Origin of the sequence: Neobacillus niacini (genome assembly GCF_030817695.1) — a bacterium.
GTDB classification, from domain to species: Bacteria; Bacillota; Bacilli; order Bacillales; family Cytobacillaceae; genus Neobacillus; species Neobacillus niacini_F.
The window spans coordinates 1,263,796-1,279,299 of record NZ_JAUSZQ010000002.1 but is presented as its reverse complement, the minus strand read 5'-3'; the positions used below and the strand labels follow the sequence as shown (position 1 = coordinate 1,279,299).

General features: G+C 40.6%; 14 protein-coding genes. 3 read left to right on the top strand and 11 right to left on the bottom strand.

Features of this window, described 5'->3' with window-relative positions; all coding sequences use genetic code 11:
• Position 1: 1 nt before the first annotated feature.
• The 6 genes from QFZ28_RS06510 to hprK all read right to left on the bottom strand — a co-directional run bounded on the left by QFZ28_RS06510 (position 2) and on the right by hprK (position 5,350).
• Complete coding sequence (locus tag QFZ28_RS06510) at positions 2-1,165, bottom strand: ATP phosphoribosyltransferase regulatory subunit (protein WP_307193900.1); 1,164 nt, start codon at positions 1,163-1,165, stop codon at positions 2-4.
• Positions 1,166-1,421: 256 nt separating this feature from the next.
• Positions 1,422-1,955: an acyltransferase gene (locus QFZ28_RS06505; protein ID WP_307193899.1), complete on the bottom strand. Its 534-nt coding sequence runs from the start codon at positions 1,953-1,955 to the stop codon at positions 1,422-1,424.
• 2 nt (positions 1,956-1,957) lie between these two features.
• A complete protein-coding gene (gene ppaX, locus QFZ28_RS06500) occupies positions 1,958-2,605 on the bottom strand; it encodes a pyrophosphatase PpaX (RefSeq protein ID WP_307193898.1) in 648 nt (215 codons plus the stop codon).
• Positions 2,595-3,548 carry a nucleoside recognition domain-containing protein gene (locus QFZ28_RS06495; protein WP_307193897.1) on the bottom strand — a complete coding sequence of 318 codons (954 nt, stop codon included), beginning with the start codon at positions 3,546-3,548 and terminating at the stop codon, positions 2,595-2,597. The genes ppaX and QFZ28_RS06495 overlap by 11 nt, the downstream gene beginning before the upstream one ends.
• An 18-nt stretch (positions 3,549-3,566) precedes the next feature.
• Entirely contained in the window at positions 3,567-4,397 is an 831-nt protein-coding gene (gene lgt, locus QFZ28_RS06490; protein ID WP_307193896.1) for a prolipoprotein diacylglyceryl transferase, read from the bottom strand.
• A gap of 20 nt (positions 4,398-4,417) precedes the next feature.
• Positions 4,418-5,350: an HPr(Ser) kinase/phosphatase gene (gene hprK, locus QFZ28_RS06485; protein ID WP_307193895.1), complete on the bottom strand. Its 933-nt coding sequence runs from the start codon at positions 5,348-5,350 to the stop codon at positions 4,418-4,420.
• 264 nt (positions 5,351-5,614) lie between these two features.
• Here hprK and nagA point away from each other — a divergent pair, with 264 nt between their 5' ends.
• Genes nagA through QFZ28_RS06470 form a run of 3 tightly spaced genes read left to right on the top strand, consistent with a single transcriptional unit; the run spans position 5,615 to position 8,273 of the window.
• Complete coding sequence (gene nagA / locus QFZ28_RS06480; protein WP_307193894.1) at positions 5,615-6,796, top strand: N-acetylglucosamine-6-phosphate deacetylase; 1,182 nt, start codon at positions 5,615-5,617, stop codon at positions 6,794-6,796.
• Positions 6,797-6,800: 4 nt separating this feature from the next.
• The gene (gene nagB, locus QFZ28_RS06475) at positions 6,801-7,526 is read left to right on the top strand and encodes a glucosamine-6-phosphate deaminase (RefSeq protein ID WP_307193893.1); all 726 of its coding nucleotides are present in this window, start codon (positions 6,801-6,803) and stop codon (positions 7,524-7,526) included.
• Positions 7,527-7,550: 24 nt separating this feature from the next.
• The gene (locus QFZ28_RS06470; protein WP_307193892.1) at positions 7,551-8,273 is read left to right on the top strand and encodes a GntR family transcriptional regulator; all 723 of its coding nucleotides are present in this window, start codon (positions 7,551-7,553) and stop codon (positions 8,271-8,273) included.
• Positions 8,274-8,358: 85 nt separating this feature from the next.
• On the opposite strand, the gene QFZ28_RS06465 is transcribed toward QFZ28_RS06470, so the two are convergent.
• From QFZ28_RS06465 to uvrB, 5 genes are all read right to left on the bottom strand, one after another.
• Positions 8,359-8,718, bottom strand: coding sequence for a phage holin family protein (locus QFZ28_RS06465; protein ID WP_307193891.1), 360 nt, complete (start codon positions 8,716-8,718; stop codon positions 8,359-8,361).
• Positions 8,719-8,733: 15 nt separating this feature from the next.
• Entirely contained in the window at positions 8,734-9,849 is a 1,116-nt protein-coding gene (locus QFZ28_RS06460) for a DUF4097 family beta strand repeat-containing protein (protein WP_307193890.1), read from the bottom strand.
• Positions 9,850-9,885: 36 nt separating this feature from the next.
• On the bottom strand, positions 9,886-10,203 hold the full coding sequence (locus tag QFZ28_RS06455; RefSeq protein ID WP_307193889.1) for a DUF4870 domain-containing protein: 318 nt from the start codon (positions 10,201-10,203) through the stop codon (positions 9,886-9,888).
• Positions 10,204-10,575: 372 nt separating this feature from the next.
• Positions 10,576-13,452, bottom strand: coding sequence for an excinuclease ABC subunit UvrA (uvrA, locus tag QFZ28_RS06450; protein WP_307193888.1), 2,877 nt, complete (start codon positions 13,450-13,452; stop codon positions 10,576-10,578).
• Between the two features lie 7 nt (positions 13,453-13,459).
• Positions 13,460-15,439 carry an excinuclease ABC subunit UvrB gene (gene uvrB, locus QFZ28_RS06445; protein WP_307193887.1) on the bottom strand — a complete coding sequence of 660 codons (1,980 nt, stop codon included), beginning with the start codon at positions 15,437-15,439 and terminating at the stop codon, positions 13,460-13,462.
• Positions 15,440-15,504: the final 65 nt, after the last annotated feature.

Below are 15,504 nucleotides of genomic sequence, written 5' to 3'. Positions count from 1 at the left end.
CTTAAGCCCCCCCGATTAAAAAGGTGGTATTGGCAAACTTCTTTGTAAAAGCATCGAGATTCTTCACACCATTAATGTCTTGCAGAACGGTTTTCTTTCCCTCTGCCTTCATAGTTTCAGCCAATTGAAAGGCTTCCTTTCGTCGTTCCTGGCTGAAAAAGATACACTCTACAGAATTGCTGACCTCTTGTGGGCCCATAGCCTCCAAAAGTTTATCGAGTCTAACTGCAAAACCAGTTGCACTGGCTTTTTTTCCAAACTTCTCTATTAATCCGTAACGTCCGCCATTTCCAATCGGAAAACCGACATTCCCTGCATATGCCTCAAATAAAATTCCGGAGTAATAACTCATATGGCTGACAATCGTAAAATCAAATTTCACGTAATCTTCGAGACCATAATCCGTGATTACATCCCATAATTCCTTCAGTTGTATAAGTGATTCTTTTCCATAGCCATCTTCAACGATATCAAGAGCTTTTCCAATTACCTCAGCGTCGCCTCTTAATTCGAGCAATTGTAACAGTCTTTTTTTATCAATTGAAGATAGTGAATAAGAGTTTACTTGCTCACGATAACCAACAAAGTTCTTTTCATATAAAAACCTTCTGAGTGCGTTAGCACGTCCATTGGTTCCTAAAATTTGCTTAAATAATTCTTGTGCAAAGCCGATATGTCCTACAGAAACTTGAAATTGACTCAATCCGGCCTGCTTTAACGAGGATACGAGCAAAGCGATTGCTTCGCCGTCGCTTGAAACCGTATCGTCATTAATATATTCCACACCAATCTGCTCAAACTCTGCAGGTCTGCCGCCTTCTCGCTGCTGCGCGCGGTATACATTTCCGGCATAGGCCAAGCGAAGCGGAAGATCATTTTCTAACAGACGTGAAGCTGCTACCCTGGCAATCGGTGACGTCATATCAGGGCGAAGTACGAGGGTATGCCCATCTTTATCAAGTAATTTGAAAAGCTCCGAGTCAAGGATCGCGGAGGCTGTTCCAACGGTTTCATAATATTCTAGGGTAGGTGTTTCGATAAATTGATATCCCCATTGTTTAATCGCGTCTTCCATCAAAGTACGTACACGGTGCTTTTTTTCATATAGTTCCGGAAGCGTATCTCTCATGCCTAAAGGCTTTTCAAACATAAATAAACGGCTCATTTCAATCATCCTTTATTTTCAGAATCCTTTAGTTCGCTAATATGCTAATAAATTAAAGTTTACCTTTTTGGATAATATCCGTCAACTGAAAACTGATAATTCGCGGGTTTATGTGATTATTCCCGCAGTTTCATGAATGAAATTCCCGCGAGAATTGGGCATAATCCTGCGATTTTTGGATTCAATCCACGTATACCCGCAGAATCCATCATTATGTAAAAAAAAGCCAGGTTCAAAAACCCAGCCTCACGTTTCATTATTTATTTTTCCCATAAATCGGGTCTTCTGCCCATCTTTTTTCCATTTCTTCTTTTGAGTAGATGACCCGCATAGGGTTGCCGCCGACGAATGCACCAGCAGGGACATCTTTATGGACGAGTGTACCAGCAGAAACGATGGCACCGTCACCAATCGTTACCCCAGGGAGGATGGTTGAATTCGCACCAATCATCACTTCACTGCCAATATCAACAGGACCAAGGCGATACTCTTTTATTAAATATTCATGAGCCAATATCGTTGTGTTGTACCCAATTACTGTGTTGCGTCCGACACTGATTTTCTCAGGAAACATCACATCGAGCATGACCATTAAGGCAAAGGATGTTTGCTCGCCGACCTTCAGTCCTAAAAACGTGCGATAAAGCCAATTTTTCATCCCTAGAAATGGAGTGTAACGGGCAAGTTGAATGACAATAAAATTCTTTACAACCTTCAAGAAAGGAACCGTTTTATAGACATGCCACAAGGAGTTAGCCCCTTCAACAGGGTAGCGGGTGGTCTTCCTCATTCTTATCCCTCTCCGAGAATTGTTAATAAATCCCTCATATTCTCTAACATGTAATCAGGTTCATATTTAGCCAGATACTCTCTTCCTTTTATCGACCAAGAGACACCAGCTGTTTTCGTCCCTGCATTTTTCCCAGCTAGTACATCATGAAAATTATCGCCTACCATTAAAGCTTCCTCTGGCTTTGAATCTAACTTTTCAAGAGCCAAGAAAATCGGTTCAGGGTCTGGTTTAACTTTTTTCACATGATCGTAAGCAATCATGACATCAAAAAAGGGATCTAGTTTCATCAAGCGAAGTCCTTTAAAAGCTACATCCTCACGTTTCGTTGTTACAATTCCCAGTTTGTAACCCTTTTTCTTTAATGTCTCAATGGTTTCCATAACTCCCACAAATTCTTTCACCAATGCATCGTGATTGGCTAAATTGTAGGTGCGATATTCTATCACCATTTCCTCCACTCGCTCTGGATCCATCGCTCCAAAAACTTCATGAAGGGTTGGGCCTAAAAATGGCAGGACATCTTCCCTTGTATATTTACCTGGAAAGTATTTTTCAAGTGTGTGTAAATAAGTGGAAATGATAAGTTCATTGGTATCAATTAACGTTCCATCTAAATCAAATAGTATTGTGTTAATATTACTTTTCATATGTTGGTTCTGCTCCTTTTCTACTCATGATGCCTGACCGTTTCCAGATGAACCCGACGATCAATGTTAAGGCAATGGCTACACCCAGCCGTATTAAAAAGAGCGGCCAGACCGGAATACCCAGCGGGATAAAGATAAGCGTATCCTCGACTACAGCATGGCAGGCCATTAGAAAAATAAAAGCAAGTGTTAAATCCTTTTTACTCACTCCATCTTCCTCTACTGCCTGAATGACAACACCTGCACCGTAGGCAAGCCCAAATAACAATCCAGCTGCCATTGTGGTAGAAGTATTTTCATTCATCCCTAGACTCCTAGTGATGGGCGACATCCCCTTTGAGAACTTCTTGAGCCATTGCAGGTCTTTTAAAATTTGAATAACAATCATTAACGGAATGACAATCAGCGCTAACTGCAGAATCCCAAGTCCCGCTTTTTCAATCGCTGCGAGTAAAATGGAACCAATTCCTGAAACTTGCTCATCACTTTGCGCTTGGATCATCCCATACTTAGCAGTTTCACTGCCTCCCTGCCAAACTAGGTTAATCACAATTGCAGAAACAAACGCAAGCCCCAGCCTTGTAACCAATACAAGCCAAAGCTTAATACCAACCTTCAGAGCAACGCCAGATTCAACAATTAGATTATGAGAAAATGAGAGCATTACAGCTAATATAAAAACTTCCTTCACCGTTAAATCAAGTGTTAAAATCGCTCCAATGGAGGCATATAGGTTTAAGAAATTCCCCAAGACCAGTGGTATTGCGGCATCTCCTGACAATCCAAACAGCCTCATCAGCGGCGCTATTAATTTAATAACCCACGGCAGGATAGGCGTATACTGCAGCACTGCTACAATAAGGGTTACTGGAAAAATAATTTTCCCCAAGGTCCATGTTGTCTTAATCCCCACCTGAAAACCCTTTTTAATCGAGTTAATCATTTCTCCAAAATCTCCTCTTTAGTGCGTAAAAGCTTGATTGTTTTTGTCTAAGTATCTGTCTTCTGCTAGATTCTTTTTGCGGCGGTATATCAGGATGATCACTGCACCGATAATCAACGCGATGGAAATGGTTTGTGCCATTCGAAGTCCGCCCAGCATTAAACTATCTGTTCTTAATCCTTCTATGAAGAAACGGCCAATAGAATACCAAATCACATAAGAAAGGAAAAGTTCTCCGCGACGCAGATTCACACGTCTAAGGACTATTAATAGAATAAATCCTAGGATATTCCATACAGATTCATATAAAAACGTTGGATGATAGTAAGCGCCATTTATATACATTTGATTAATAATAAATTCAGGCAGCTGCAGATTTTCGAGGAAAGTTCTAGACACTTCGCCTCCGTGTGCTTCCTGATTCACGAAGTTCCCCCAGCGGCCGATGGCTTGACCTAAAATAATACTAGGCGCTGCAATATCGGCAATTTTCCAGAAAGAAATCCCGCGCTTTTTAGCGAAAACATATGCTGTTGCGACTGAACCAATTAAAGCTCCATGGATGGCAATGCCGCCATTCCATATCTGAATGATTTGCCCTGGGTGCTCGGAATAATAGCCCCATTCAAAAATAACGTAATATAAACGCGCTGAAAGGATGGCAATCGGGATCGCCCAAAGCATTAAATCTGCAAATGTATCCTTTGGGAGCCCTCTTCTATCACCTTCCCGAATAGCTAGAAACAGTGCCAATGCTAAACCGCAGCCAATAATAAGGCCATACCAGTGCACTTGAATCGGTCCTAAGCTAAATGCAATTGGATCAAGCGGCTGTATAGTTGAATTCATTCCTTTTCTCCTTTATAAAATTAGTCATCGTGGTCTCCATCTTCAATAACATCAGATAAACGCTCTGTAAATTGCTGGGCCGCATTCACGCCCATTCTTTTTAAACGATAATTCATTGCAGCTACTTCAATGATAACAGACAGATTTCGCCCAGGACGAACTGGAACGGTGATCTTTGTAACTTCCGTATCAATGATTTTCATTTTTTCTTCATCTAAACCAAGGCGGTCGTATTGCTTACTGGAATCCCAAATTTCAAGGTTAATAACTAGAGTTATGCGTTTATTACTGCGGACAGCACCAGCGCCAAAAAGAGTCATGACATTAATAATGCCGAGTCCGCGAATTTCTAATAAATGCTCTATTAAATCTGGTGAGGTTCCAACGAGCGTATCTTGGTCTTCCTGACGAATTTCGACACAGTCGTCAGCCACAAGGCGGTGACCGCGTTTAACGAGTTCCAATGCTGTTTCACTTTTACCAACGCCGCTTTTTCCAGTAATTAAAACGCCAATTCCATAGATATCAACTAAAACTCCATGAACCGCTGTTGTTGGTGCCAGCTTACTTTCTAAAAAATTCGTTAGACGGCTGGAAAAACGAGTTGTTTTCATGTTTGAACGAAGTACCGGTACAGATTCACGCTCTGAGGCTTCAATCAGTTCTGGCGGTATATCCAACCCTCTAGTAACGATGATCGCAGGTGTAATGTCTGTACATAAACGCTCCATCCTTGAGATACGTTCATTTTCTGGTAATTCTGCAAAGAAGGAAAGTTCCGTTTTTCCTAATAGTTGAATTCGTTCTGCGGGATAATATTCGAAGTATCCAGCTATTTCAATTCCAGGCCTCGAAATATCACTCATCGTAATCGGACGATTAATTCCTTCTTCACCGCTAATCAATTCCAGTTGGAATCTTTCAAAAATATCCTTCGTACGTACCTTTGGCAAAAGTTTTCCTCCTTATCGAAAAGCTTCTAGCACTCATCGTGCAACAGCTTGACAGTTATCATGCTAAAGTTTAATTTAATTTCTTCCTATTTTAGCACTATTTAATTTATTTTCATAACCATATGGAAGGTTATTCTTTTTTCATATATTCTTTATTTTTCGGAAAAATAAAATAGAGTACAGCGTATAACTGGTATAGACAACTATTCCACTAGGAACTATAATAATCTCATAGAGGTAATTCTTTTGAAATGGAGATGAAAGATGTTGAGCCTACTTTTACTGGTTCATGGCAAAGCAGTACTAGAAAATGAAGTGGCAGAATCAATCTATGTTTTTTTAGAAAATGGCAAAATTCAAGAGATTGGTTCGATTAATGCCCTTCCTTCCCATTTAAACAAGGTAAAAAAAATAGAAATTGCTGAGAATCAAACTGTCGTTCCAGGCTTCATAGACGTACACATTCATGGAGCTGCAGGTGCGGATACGATGGATGCGACAATTGAGTCCTTAACAACTATGGCTAAAGCACTCCCCGCTGAAGGAACAACGAGTTTTTTAGCGACGACGATTACCCAAAAACACGACAATATTGAAAACGCCTTAAAAAATGCGGCACATTATCTTAAAGGTGATAATGGTCCTGGTAAAGCAGATGTACTCGGTATTCATTTAGAGGGACCCTTTATTAATAAAAAACGTGCCGGCGCACAGCCGAAGGAATATATCATTGATCCTGATATTGAATTATTTAAACACTGGCAAGACCTAGCTGATGGCAGCATTAAACTGGTAACCGTCGCTCCTGAACTAGAGAATGGGACAAATTTTGTTCGTTATTTACATGAAACGGGTGTTATTGCTTCTATCGGTCACAGTGATGCAATCCACGAGGAAATGGAAAAAGCCGTTCAAGCTGGTGCAAAACAGGTGACACATTTATTTAATGGCATGCGCGGGATACATCACCGCGAACCAGGTGTCGCCGGATCTGCTCTTATTTTTAAAGAACTAATGGTTGAGCTAATTGCAGACGGGATTCATGTACGTCCTGAGGTTATGAGGCTAGTTATCAATGCTAAAGGAACTGAGGGTATGATTTTGATAACAGACGCTATGAGGGCAAAGTGCCTTAAAAACGGGATCTATGATCTTGGTGGACAAGATGTATCTGTTGCAGATGGAAAAGCACTTCTTGAAGACGGAACACTGGCTGGCAGTATTTTAAAAATGAACGAATCTATCAAAAACATCCTGGAAGCAGCAGAGATTACGTTATCACAAGCTGTTCAAATGGCCAGTGTGAATCCTGCCAAACAATTAAACGTCTATGACCGAAAAGGCAGTATTTCGGCAGGTAAAGATGCAGATATAACGATTCTTTCCAATGAATATCAAGTTGAAATGACCTTCTGTCGTGGGGAAATCGCATATAAAAAGGGGTAATGACGTGAAATTAATTCGTACAGAAAATTATGAAGAAATGAGCATAGAGGCTGGAAAAATCATTGTTGATAAAGTCCGCTCTAACCCAAGCCTAACGCTGGGATTGGCAACCGGGAGCACTCCAAAAGGTGTATATAATTATTTAATTCAAGATCATAAGGCGAACGGGACTAGTTATCAACAGGTGAAATCTGTCAACTTAGATGAATATATTGGCCTGAAAGCACAGGATTCTAACAGTTACCATTATTTCATGAGACAAAATTTGTTTAATCATTTGGATTTCAGTGGAAATCATACACATATTCCGAATGGAGTGGCCAATGATTTGGAACTGGAATGTCTTCGCTATGAACAGCTAATAAAAGAGCTTGGAGGGGTTGACCTTCAAATTTTGGGGATTGGGCAAAATGGACATATTGGTTTTAATGAACCAGGTACATCATTTAGCAGCCGGACACATATCGTCACGCTAGCTGAAAATACTAGAGAGGCAAATTCAAGATTTTTCAACTCTCTTGAAGAAGTGCCTACACATGCCATAACAATGGGCATTGCTTCCATACTTGAAAGCAAGGAAATTCTGCTGCTAGTATCCGGAGAAAGAAAAGCAGAAGCACTACTCAAATTCATAAACGGAGAAGTAAGCGAGGAATTCCCTGCTTCTGCATTAAAGCACCATCAAAATGTCACAGTAATTGCAGATAGAGAAGCGTTAAAATATATCTAGTCCTTTTCGCAAGGAGTGTTTTGGATGATCAATAAAAATTCACCGGTCCCCATCTATCATCAACTTGAAGAACACATTAAACAACAAATCGAGAGTGGTATTTTACAGGAAGAGACTGTCATTCCTTCGGAAAGGGAATTTGCAGAAAGATTCCAAATTAGCCGCATGACGGTCAGACAAGCAATCAACAATTTGGTCTCGGAAGGTTATCTAAAAAGACAAAAAGGCAAAGGAACATTTGTAAATAAGAAAAAGGTGGAACAAGAACTTCAGGGAATGACAAGTTTTACAGAGGATATGCTTTCAAGAGGTATGAATCCGAGCAGCACTCTTTTGTCTTTTCAAATCATCCCTGCTGACAAAAAAACAGCTGGTGACCTTAGAATTGAAGAAAATGACTCTGTATATAAAATCAAGCGGATTCGTTTAGCTGATGGTGCTCCAATGGCACTGGAAACGGCCTATATTCCAGTTGAGCTTGTTCCCGGACTGACAGCAGAAAACAGTAATCTCTCTCTCTATCAATACATTGAAGAACATTTATCTCTCTCCATAAGTGAAGCAACTCAGGAAATCGAAGCTTCAATTGCTAATAGTCATGACGCAGAAACACTTGGAATTACAATCGGGGATCCCATCCTCTTGATTGAGCGAATATCTTATTTACAAAATGAAGTTCCTTTCGAGTTGGTTAAATCTACTTTTCGAGCAGACCGGTATCGATTTGTTCATACGATGAAACGTTAAAAAAGCAAATGGCCCGCCATTTGCCTCAAGTCTTACCACAGTCCTATAAAGTGTTAAAAAGCAAATGGCATAACCATTTGCTTCTTTATTTTTCTTTGGAGGATTTAAGTATCGTTTTGTTCAGAACCAGCGTGACAATCGACATGATGACTGCTGCTAGGAGTGCCATTCCAAAACCTGCGATTTCAAACGAATCACCCATTAAGTAATCAGTTATTTCTAGGGTTATCGCATTGATGACAAACAGGAAAAACCCTAATGTTAAAACAGTTGCAGGTAAGGTTAATATAACTAGAATCGGGCGGACAATGATATTTATGATTGAAAGTAGGAAGCTTGCGCCAACTGCAGCCCCAAAGCCTTCTAATACAAAACTCTCAGAAAAATAGCCCGCTATTGCCATGAACAATACCGCATTTATTAAGATTCCAATGAACCATTTCATTTATCATGTCTCCTATTAATTGTTAACCTCATTGGATTTATGAAGTGTAATGGATCCAGTTTTGGTATCGACAAATATCTTTAACATGTGATCTGGATGATCAACCGACTGAAAGCGAAGCAGTTTTTGAATCATTTCACTTTTTTCCTCAAGAACCTGAATTCCATCGAGCTTAATATTGAAGCCGCCAAGATTTGTCTTTAACTCACCGCTCGCCGCCACTCCATCGGGAATAAACAAATCAACCCCGCCCGTAGTCGCTTTAGCCGCAATGAATTCACACCGATTTCCGGTTAAGTTATAAGCAGTATTTCCATTTAAGGTCTGTGTTTCTACCTTTCTAAAGTCGCCATCAAGCTTAATCGCGCCGTTAATCGTTTCTACCTCAAGATTATCGATCGTGCTGGTTTGCACTGTAATATGGCCATTAGCTGTTTCGACTTCGGCCTTTTTTCCATTTAAGCGTGATAGCTCAATTTTTCCATTAGCCGTTTTCATGCGCAAATCACTAATCGTTAATTCTTCTCCTGAAATTGGACCATTAAACATTCGAATACGAACACGCTCATATTCTGCCTGTGGAACATAAACCACTGCGTCGACTTTCATCCATTTTTGCTGTGTCATGAACCGCAGCTTTTGACCATCTATCGCAAACATTACATCCTTTAAAAAGTTTTCCCGTGCTTTGTCAGCGTTTTCTACACGGTACACTTTTGCTTGGCACTCAATTCGAACATCGTTTTGGTCCCATGGAACCAGTTTAAGTGATCCGTTGGCGAGGTCAATATCCATATCGCGTAAGTATACATCGCCCTGATGAAAAATGTGTGAAATTTCCACAGACTGACCAAAATTCAAATCAAAATCAAGGTCCTTAATTTTTTTCAACGCTGTGTCGACAAAATCAAAAATCTTTTCCTTTGTTGAGTGAACTTTGCTTTGCGACGCTTCTTCTTTTTTTGCCTCTTCAAATTTAAAGGCTGTTGTAATCTCTTGAGCTATTTGTTCTTGTTTTTGTTCCATACTTTGGCCAGCCTTTTCAAGCTCCTCTAATAGTGTTAACGCTTCGTCAACGTTCAACTTTCCTTCTTCCACCATCTTTAAAATTCTTTTGCGTTCTTCCTTCATCTTTATCCACCCCAATAAATGTATTCTTTAAAAATCCTATTCCATCATCAAGGCTTTTACGCCTTTTATCACATTCCAGATGGTGACAATAAGACTAACTAAGATCATAATCCCTGCCGTAACAAGTGCAAAAACAGGAATTCCGTCATTGTTAACGGTATTTATATCACTAAATATAGCGAATAGTAGAAGCGGTACTGGAATCAGTGGTATTAAATGAGATAAAAATGCTTTTTTCGCATGACTTTTTGTTACATCATCCCCAGAAGCAAACATGACAACAAGTGGAAAAAGAATTCCTGCAAAGAAAATACTAAAGTAACATAATCCTGAAAGAACTTTTCTAGTATCCATCCTTCATCACTCCCCTTAATCGTTATTTACGTATAGAAATGGAGAAAGATTCAATTTTTTTACAAATAAGCTTTGTCAAAGCCTGATGTTGATTTACTGTGTTTGAAAAATAAACGGAAAAATTCCGGCTAAATTGAAAATACCCATATTTCCTTAAAAACAAGCGGAGTTTTTCCGTTTATATGATCCAAATCTTTAGTTTTTGTCTTATTTAGAGCAGTTAACCGGAATATCTCCGCTTAAATCTGCTTCTTAAGCTTCCTCTATATACATTAACCGGAAATTCTCCGCCTATGAATTCTCATACCTTACACGAAAATCAACAATGAATCATAACAGAACCTACAAATAAAAAAGCTAAAACTCAAGGTTTTAGCTTTTTCCGATGGTTTCTTTTTCATGTATTTGTTCTTTCATTCGTAACCGATCACGCTCTAAGATTGGTTTTAAATATCTGCCTGTATATGATTCTGGCACTTCTGCCACCTTTTCCGGTTTACCTGTAGCCACAATCGTTCCACCTTTGTCTCCACCCTCTGGGCCGAGATCAATGATATAGTCCGTTGCTTTAATCACATCTAAATTATGTTCAATCACTAGGACGGTGTCACCATTTTCAACGAGTCGCTGAAGTACAACTAACAATCTAGAAATATCGTCGACATGAAGTCCAGTTGTCGGTTCATCTAAAATGTAGAAAGATTTGCCATTTGAACGTTTATGAAGCTCAGAAGCCAGTTTCACACGCTGGGCTTCCCCTCCTGATAAGGTGGTAGCAGGCTGACCAAGTGTAATATAACCTAAACCAACATCTTTAATGGTTTGCAGCTTTCGACTAATTTTAGGAACATTCTCAAAAAATTCTACTGCCGCTTCAACGGTCATATCAAGAATTTCAGAGATATTCTTTCCTTTATACTTCACTTCCAGCGTTTCACGATTATAGCGTTTGCCTTGGCAGACCTCACATGGTACATAAACGTCAGGCAGGAAATGCATTTCGATTTTAATAATTCCATCGCCACGGCAAGCCTCACAGCGGCCGCCCTTCACATTAAAGCTAAAACGTCCTTTTTTATAACCGCGTACCTTCGCTTCGTTCGTTGTCGAAAACAAATCACGGATATCATCAAATACCCCCGTGTAAGTCGCCGGGTTAGAACGAGGTGTTCGGCCAATTGGAGATTGGTCAATGTCAATTACCTTATCTAAATGCTCAATACCTAAGATATCCTTATGTTCACCAGGCTTTGTTTTCGCACGGTTAAGCTTTTGAGATAGTGTTTTAAGGAGAATTTCATTGATTAAAGTACTTTTCCCTGATCCCGAAACGCCCGTCACAGCGATAAATATCCCTAAAGGAATCTTTACATTCACATTTCGCAAATTGTTCTCAGCAGCACCCTTAATCTCGATATACCTTCCATCAGGCTTACGACGTTCGATTGGCAGGGGAATAAACTTTTTACCAGCTAGATACTGGCCTGTTAATGAATTAGGGTCAGCCATTACTTCTTGAGGTGAACCAGCTGAAATGATTTGCCCGCCATGAACCCCAGCGCCTGGTCCAATATCGATTAAGTAATCGGCCGCAAGCATGGTGTCTTCATCATGTTCAACCACAATCAACGTGTTTCCAATATCCCGCATGTTTTGAAGTGTCCCGATTAAGCGGTCATTATCACGCTGATGAAGCCCAATCGACGGTTCGTCTAAAATATAAAGAACTCCCGTTAACTTAGAACCGATTTGAGTTGCCAAACGAATCCGTTGTGCTTCTCCACCGGAAAGGGTCCCAGAAGCTCGCCCTAAGCTCAAATAATCAAGTCCTACATTCATTAAGAACCCGAGACGCTCGTTAATTTCATTTAAAATTAATTTGGCAATCTGATGTTCTTTCTCGGTTAAGGTTAGTTCATTAAAAAAGTGGTGAGCTTCTTCAATGGAAAACCCTGTTACGTGGGAAATATGCCGTCCTGAAATTAACACAGCTAACGTTTCTTTCTTCAAACGATGACCTTTACAGACATGGCATGGCTGCTCACCCATGTATTTCTCCATTTGCTCCCGGATCCAATCAGAACTAGTCTCTTTGTAACGGCGTTCTACATTCCGTATGACACCCTCAAATTCTATATTCCCCTCTCGGATCTGTCCAAAATCATTTTCATAGCGGAAATAGATTTTGTCACCTTTGGAGCCATAAAGAACTTTATCGATCAGGTGTTGAGGAATATCCTTGAACGGCATGTCCATATCGACACCATAATGGTTGCAAACTGCTTCAAGCAGCTGCGGATAATATTGCGAACTAGTTGGCTCCCACGGAGCAATGGCATGTTGTTTCAATGTTAATTCCTTATTCGGAATGACAAGATCAACATCTACCTCAAGCTTCGACCCTAGACCATCACACTCAGGACATGCACCAAAAGGGCTATTGAACGAAAACATTCGCGGTTCTAACTCTCCGATTGAAAAACCACAATGTGGACAGGCATGGTTTTCACTGAAAAGAAGTTCCTCTTCGCCAATTACATCGACAATCACCTTTCCTTCTCCAAGCCGTAGGGCCGTTTCGAGAGAATCAGCAATTCTTGCTGTAATTCCTTCCTTTACAACAATCCGGTCAATAACAACCTCAATCGAATGTTTTTTATTCTTATCTAAAACAATTTCTTCACCGAGGTCTAGCATTTCCCCGTTGACACGAACACGAACAAACCCCTGCTTTTTAATATCCTCGAAAACCTTAACATGCATCCCTTTTCGTCCGGAAATGACCGGAGCAAGGATTTGCATTTTGGTTCGCTCTGGGTATTCCATGATTCGGTCAACCATTTGTTCAATCGTTTGGGAGGAAATTTCAATATTATGGATTGGACAAGTTGGCCTGCCAACACGGGCAAAAAGTAATCGCAAATAATCATAAATCTCCGTCACCGTCCCCACAGTGGAACGTGGGTTTTTACTTGTTGTTTTTTGATCAATTGAAATCGCAGGAGATAACCCTTCAATGGAATCCACATCAGGTTTATCCATCTGCCCTAAGAATTGTCGCGCGTATGCAGATAGTGATTCCACATAGCGGCGCTGCCCTTCTGCGTAAATCGTATCAAAAGCAAGTGAGGACTTTCCAGAACCAGAAAGTCCCGTTAAAACAACAAGCTTATCTCTCGGAATGGTGACATCTACATTTTTCAAGTTATGGGCTCTGGCGCCTTTAACAATCAATTTATCCATCGCCATGGTTACGTCATCCTTCCGCTTTTAACTCTAGTAATAAATCACGAAGCTCAGCAGCACGTTCAAAATTAAGCGCTTTCGCTTCTTCTCTCATTTCTTTTTCCATGGTTGCAATTAACTTATCTCTTTCCTTCTTCGACATCTTACCAAAAGCTGCTGATGGTTTGTATTCTTCCTGCTCTTCAGCAGCATGCGTGGCACGAATTGCCTCACGAATTCCCTTTTGGATTGTCATAGGCGTAATACCGTGCTTTTTATTGAATTCCTCTTGAATTTTGCGGCGCTCTCTTGTTACATTTATTGCGATTTCCATCGAATTGGTTATTTTGTCCGCATACAAGATGACATGCCCATTGGCATTACGGGCAGCACGTCCGATGGTTTGGATTAAGGAACGTTCTGAACGGAGGAAGCCTTCCTTATCGGCATCGAGTATCGTTATAAGTGAAACCTCAGGGATATCAAGTCCTTCTCTAAGCAGGTTAATCCCGACGAGAACATCATACTTACCGAGCCGCAGTTCGCGAATAATCTCAATGCGTTCAAGTGTTTTCACTTCTGAATGCAAATATTGGACTTTAATTCCAATTTCTTTTAAATAGTCCGTTAAGTCCTCTGACATTTTCTTTGTGAGCGTCGTTATAAGCACCCGTTCATTCTTCTTGATTCGCTCCTGGATTTCACCAATGATGTCGTCGATTTGCCCCTCAATCGGACGCACCTCAATCGTTGGATCCAACAATCCAGTTGGCCGAATGATTTGCTGAACCATTTCCGGAGTATGCTCTAGCTCAAATGGACCTGGTGTTGCTGAGACAAAGATGGCATTGTGAATATGTTTTTCAAATTCATCAAAGGTCAACGGCCGGTTATCAAGCGCAGATGGCAGACGGAAGCCGTGGTCAACAAGCACCTGTTTCCGTGCTCGGTCACCATTGAACATTCCTCTTACTTGCGGCAGAGTAACATGTGACTCATCGACGACCAAGAGAAAATCTTCTGGAAAATAATCGAGCAGGGTATAAGGTGTGGAACCTGCAGGTCTCAATGTCAGATGACGTGAGTAGTTTTCAATCCCTGAGCAAAAGCCCATCTCACGCATCATTTCAAGATCATAACGCGTCCTCTGTTCGATACGCTGTGCTTCGAGCAATTTATTATCTGCACGGAGCTCTTCTAGCCGTTCTTCGAGTTCTTTTTCAATGTTCTCAATGGCGATTCTCATTTTTTCTTCTCTCGTTACGAAGTGGGAGGCAGGAAAAATCGCAATATGGTCACGTTCGCCGATAATTTCCCCCGTTAAGGCGTCTACCTCACGAATGCGATCTACTTCATCGCCAAAAAATTCGACGCGAACACAATGCTCATCACGTGACACAGGGAATATTTCCACCACATCCCCGCGAACTCGGAACGTACCACGTTTAAAATCAATATCATTTCTTTCATATTGAATATCAACCAAACGGTGCAGAAGATGGTTGCGTTCAATCTCCATACCTGTCCTTAGTGACAGCACCATTTCCCGGTATTCTTCAGGTGAACCGAGACCATATATACACGATACACTGGCGATAATAATAACATCTTTCCGCTCAAATAAGGCGGATGTTGCCGAGTGCCGAAGTTTATCTATTTCATCATTAATACTGGCATCTTTTTCAATAAATGTATCTGTCGAAGGCACATAGGCTTCCGGCTGAAAGTAATCATAGTAACTAACAAAATACTCAACAGCATTATTTGGAAAAAACTCCTTAAACTCGCTGTATAGCTGACCTGCTAACGTTTTGTTATGAGCAATAACGAGTGTCGGCTTATTTACCTCTTTTATCACGTTTGAAACCGTAAATGTCTTACCTGTTCCAGTGGCGCCAAGTAATGTTTGATAACGTTTGTTATCCTTTATTCCTTGAACTAACTGTCGAATCGCTTCAGGCTGATCTCCCTGAGGTGAGTATTTCGAAACTAATTCAAATTGATCCTTCACTGATTTTCCTCCCGAAAAATAATCATTTCTAGCAAAAAACGTGCAAGTGGACCGGGATGGCGCTA

Coding starts and splice junctions, on each gene's coding strand:
- QFZ28_RS06495 (WP_307193897.1), bottom strand. CDS start 3,548: ATGATTAACTCGATTAAAAAGGGTTTTCAGGTGGGGATTAAGACAACA.
- QFZ28_RS06470 (WP_307193892.1), top strand. CDS start 7,551: ATGATCAATAAAAATTCACCGGTCCCCATCTATCATCAACTTGAAGAA.
- uvrA (WP_307193888.1), bottom strand. CDS start 13,452: ATGGCGATGGATAAATTGATTGTTAAAGGCGCCAGAGCCCATAACTTG.
- QFZ28_RS06460 (WP_307193890.1), bottom strand. CDS start 9,849: ATGAAGGAAGAACGCAAAAGAATTTTAAAGATGGTGGAAGAAGGAAAG.
- QFZ28_RS06510 (WP_307193900.1), bottom strand. CDS start 1,165: ATGAGCCGTTTATTTATGTTTGAAAAGCCTTTAGGCATGAGAGATACG.
- QFZ28_RS06505 (WP_307193899.1), bottom strand. CDS start 1,955: ATGAGGAAGACCACCCGCTACCCTGTTGAAGGGGCTAACTCCTTGTGG.
- QFZ28_RS06455 (WP_307193889.1), bottom strand. CDS start 10,203: ATGGATACTAGAAAAGTTCTTTCAGGATTATGTTACTTTAGTATTTTC.
- nagA (WP_307193894.1), top strand. CDS start 5,615: ATGTTGAGCCTACTTTTACTGGTTCATGGCAAAGCAGTACTAGAAAAT.
- QFZ28_RS06465 (WP_307193891.1), bottom strand. CDS start 8,718: ATGAAATGGTTCATTGGAATCTTAATAAATGCGGTATTGTTCATGGCA.
- ppaX (WP_307193898.1), bottom strand. CDS start 2,605: ATGAAAAGTAATATTAACACAATACTATTTGATTTAGATGGAACGTTA.
- lgt (WP_307193896.1), bottom strand. CDS start 4,397: ATGAATTCAACTATACAGCCGCTTGATCCAATTGCATTTAGCTTAGGA.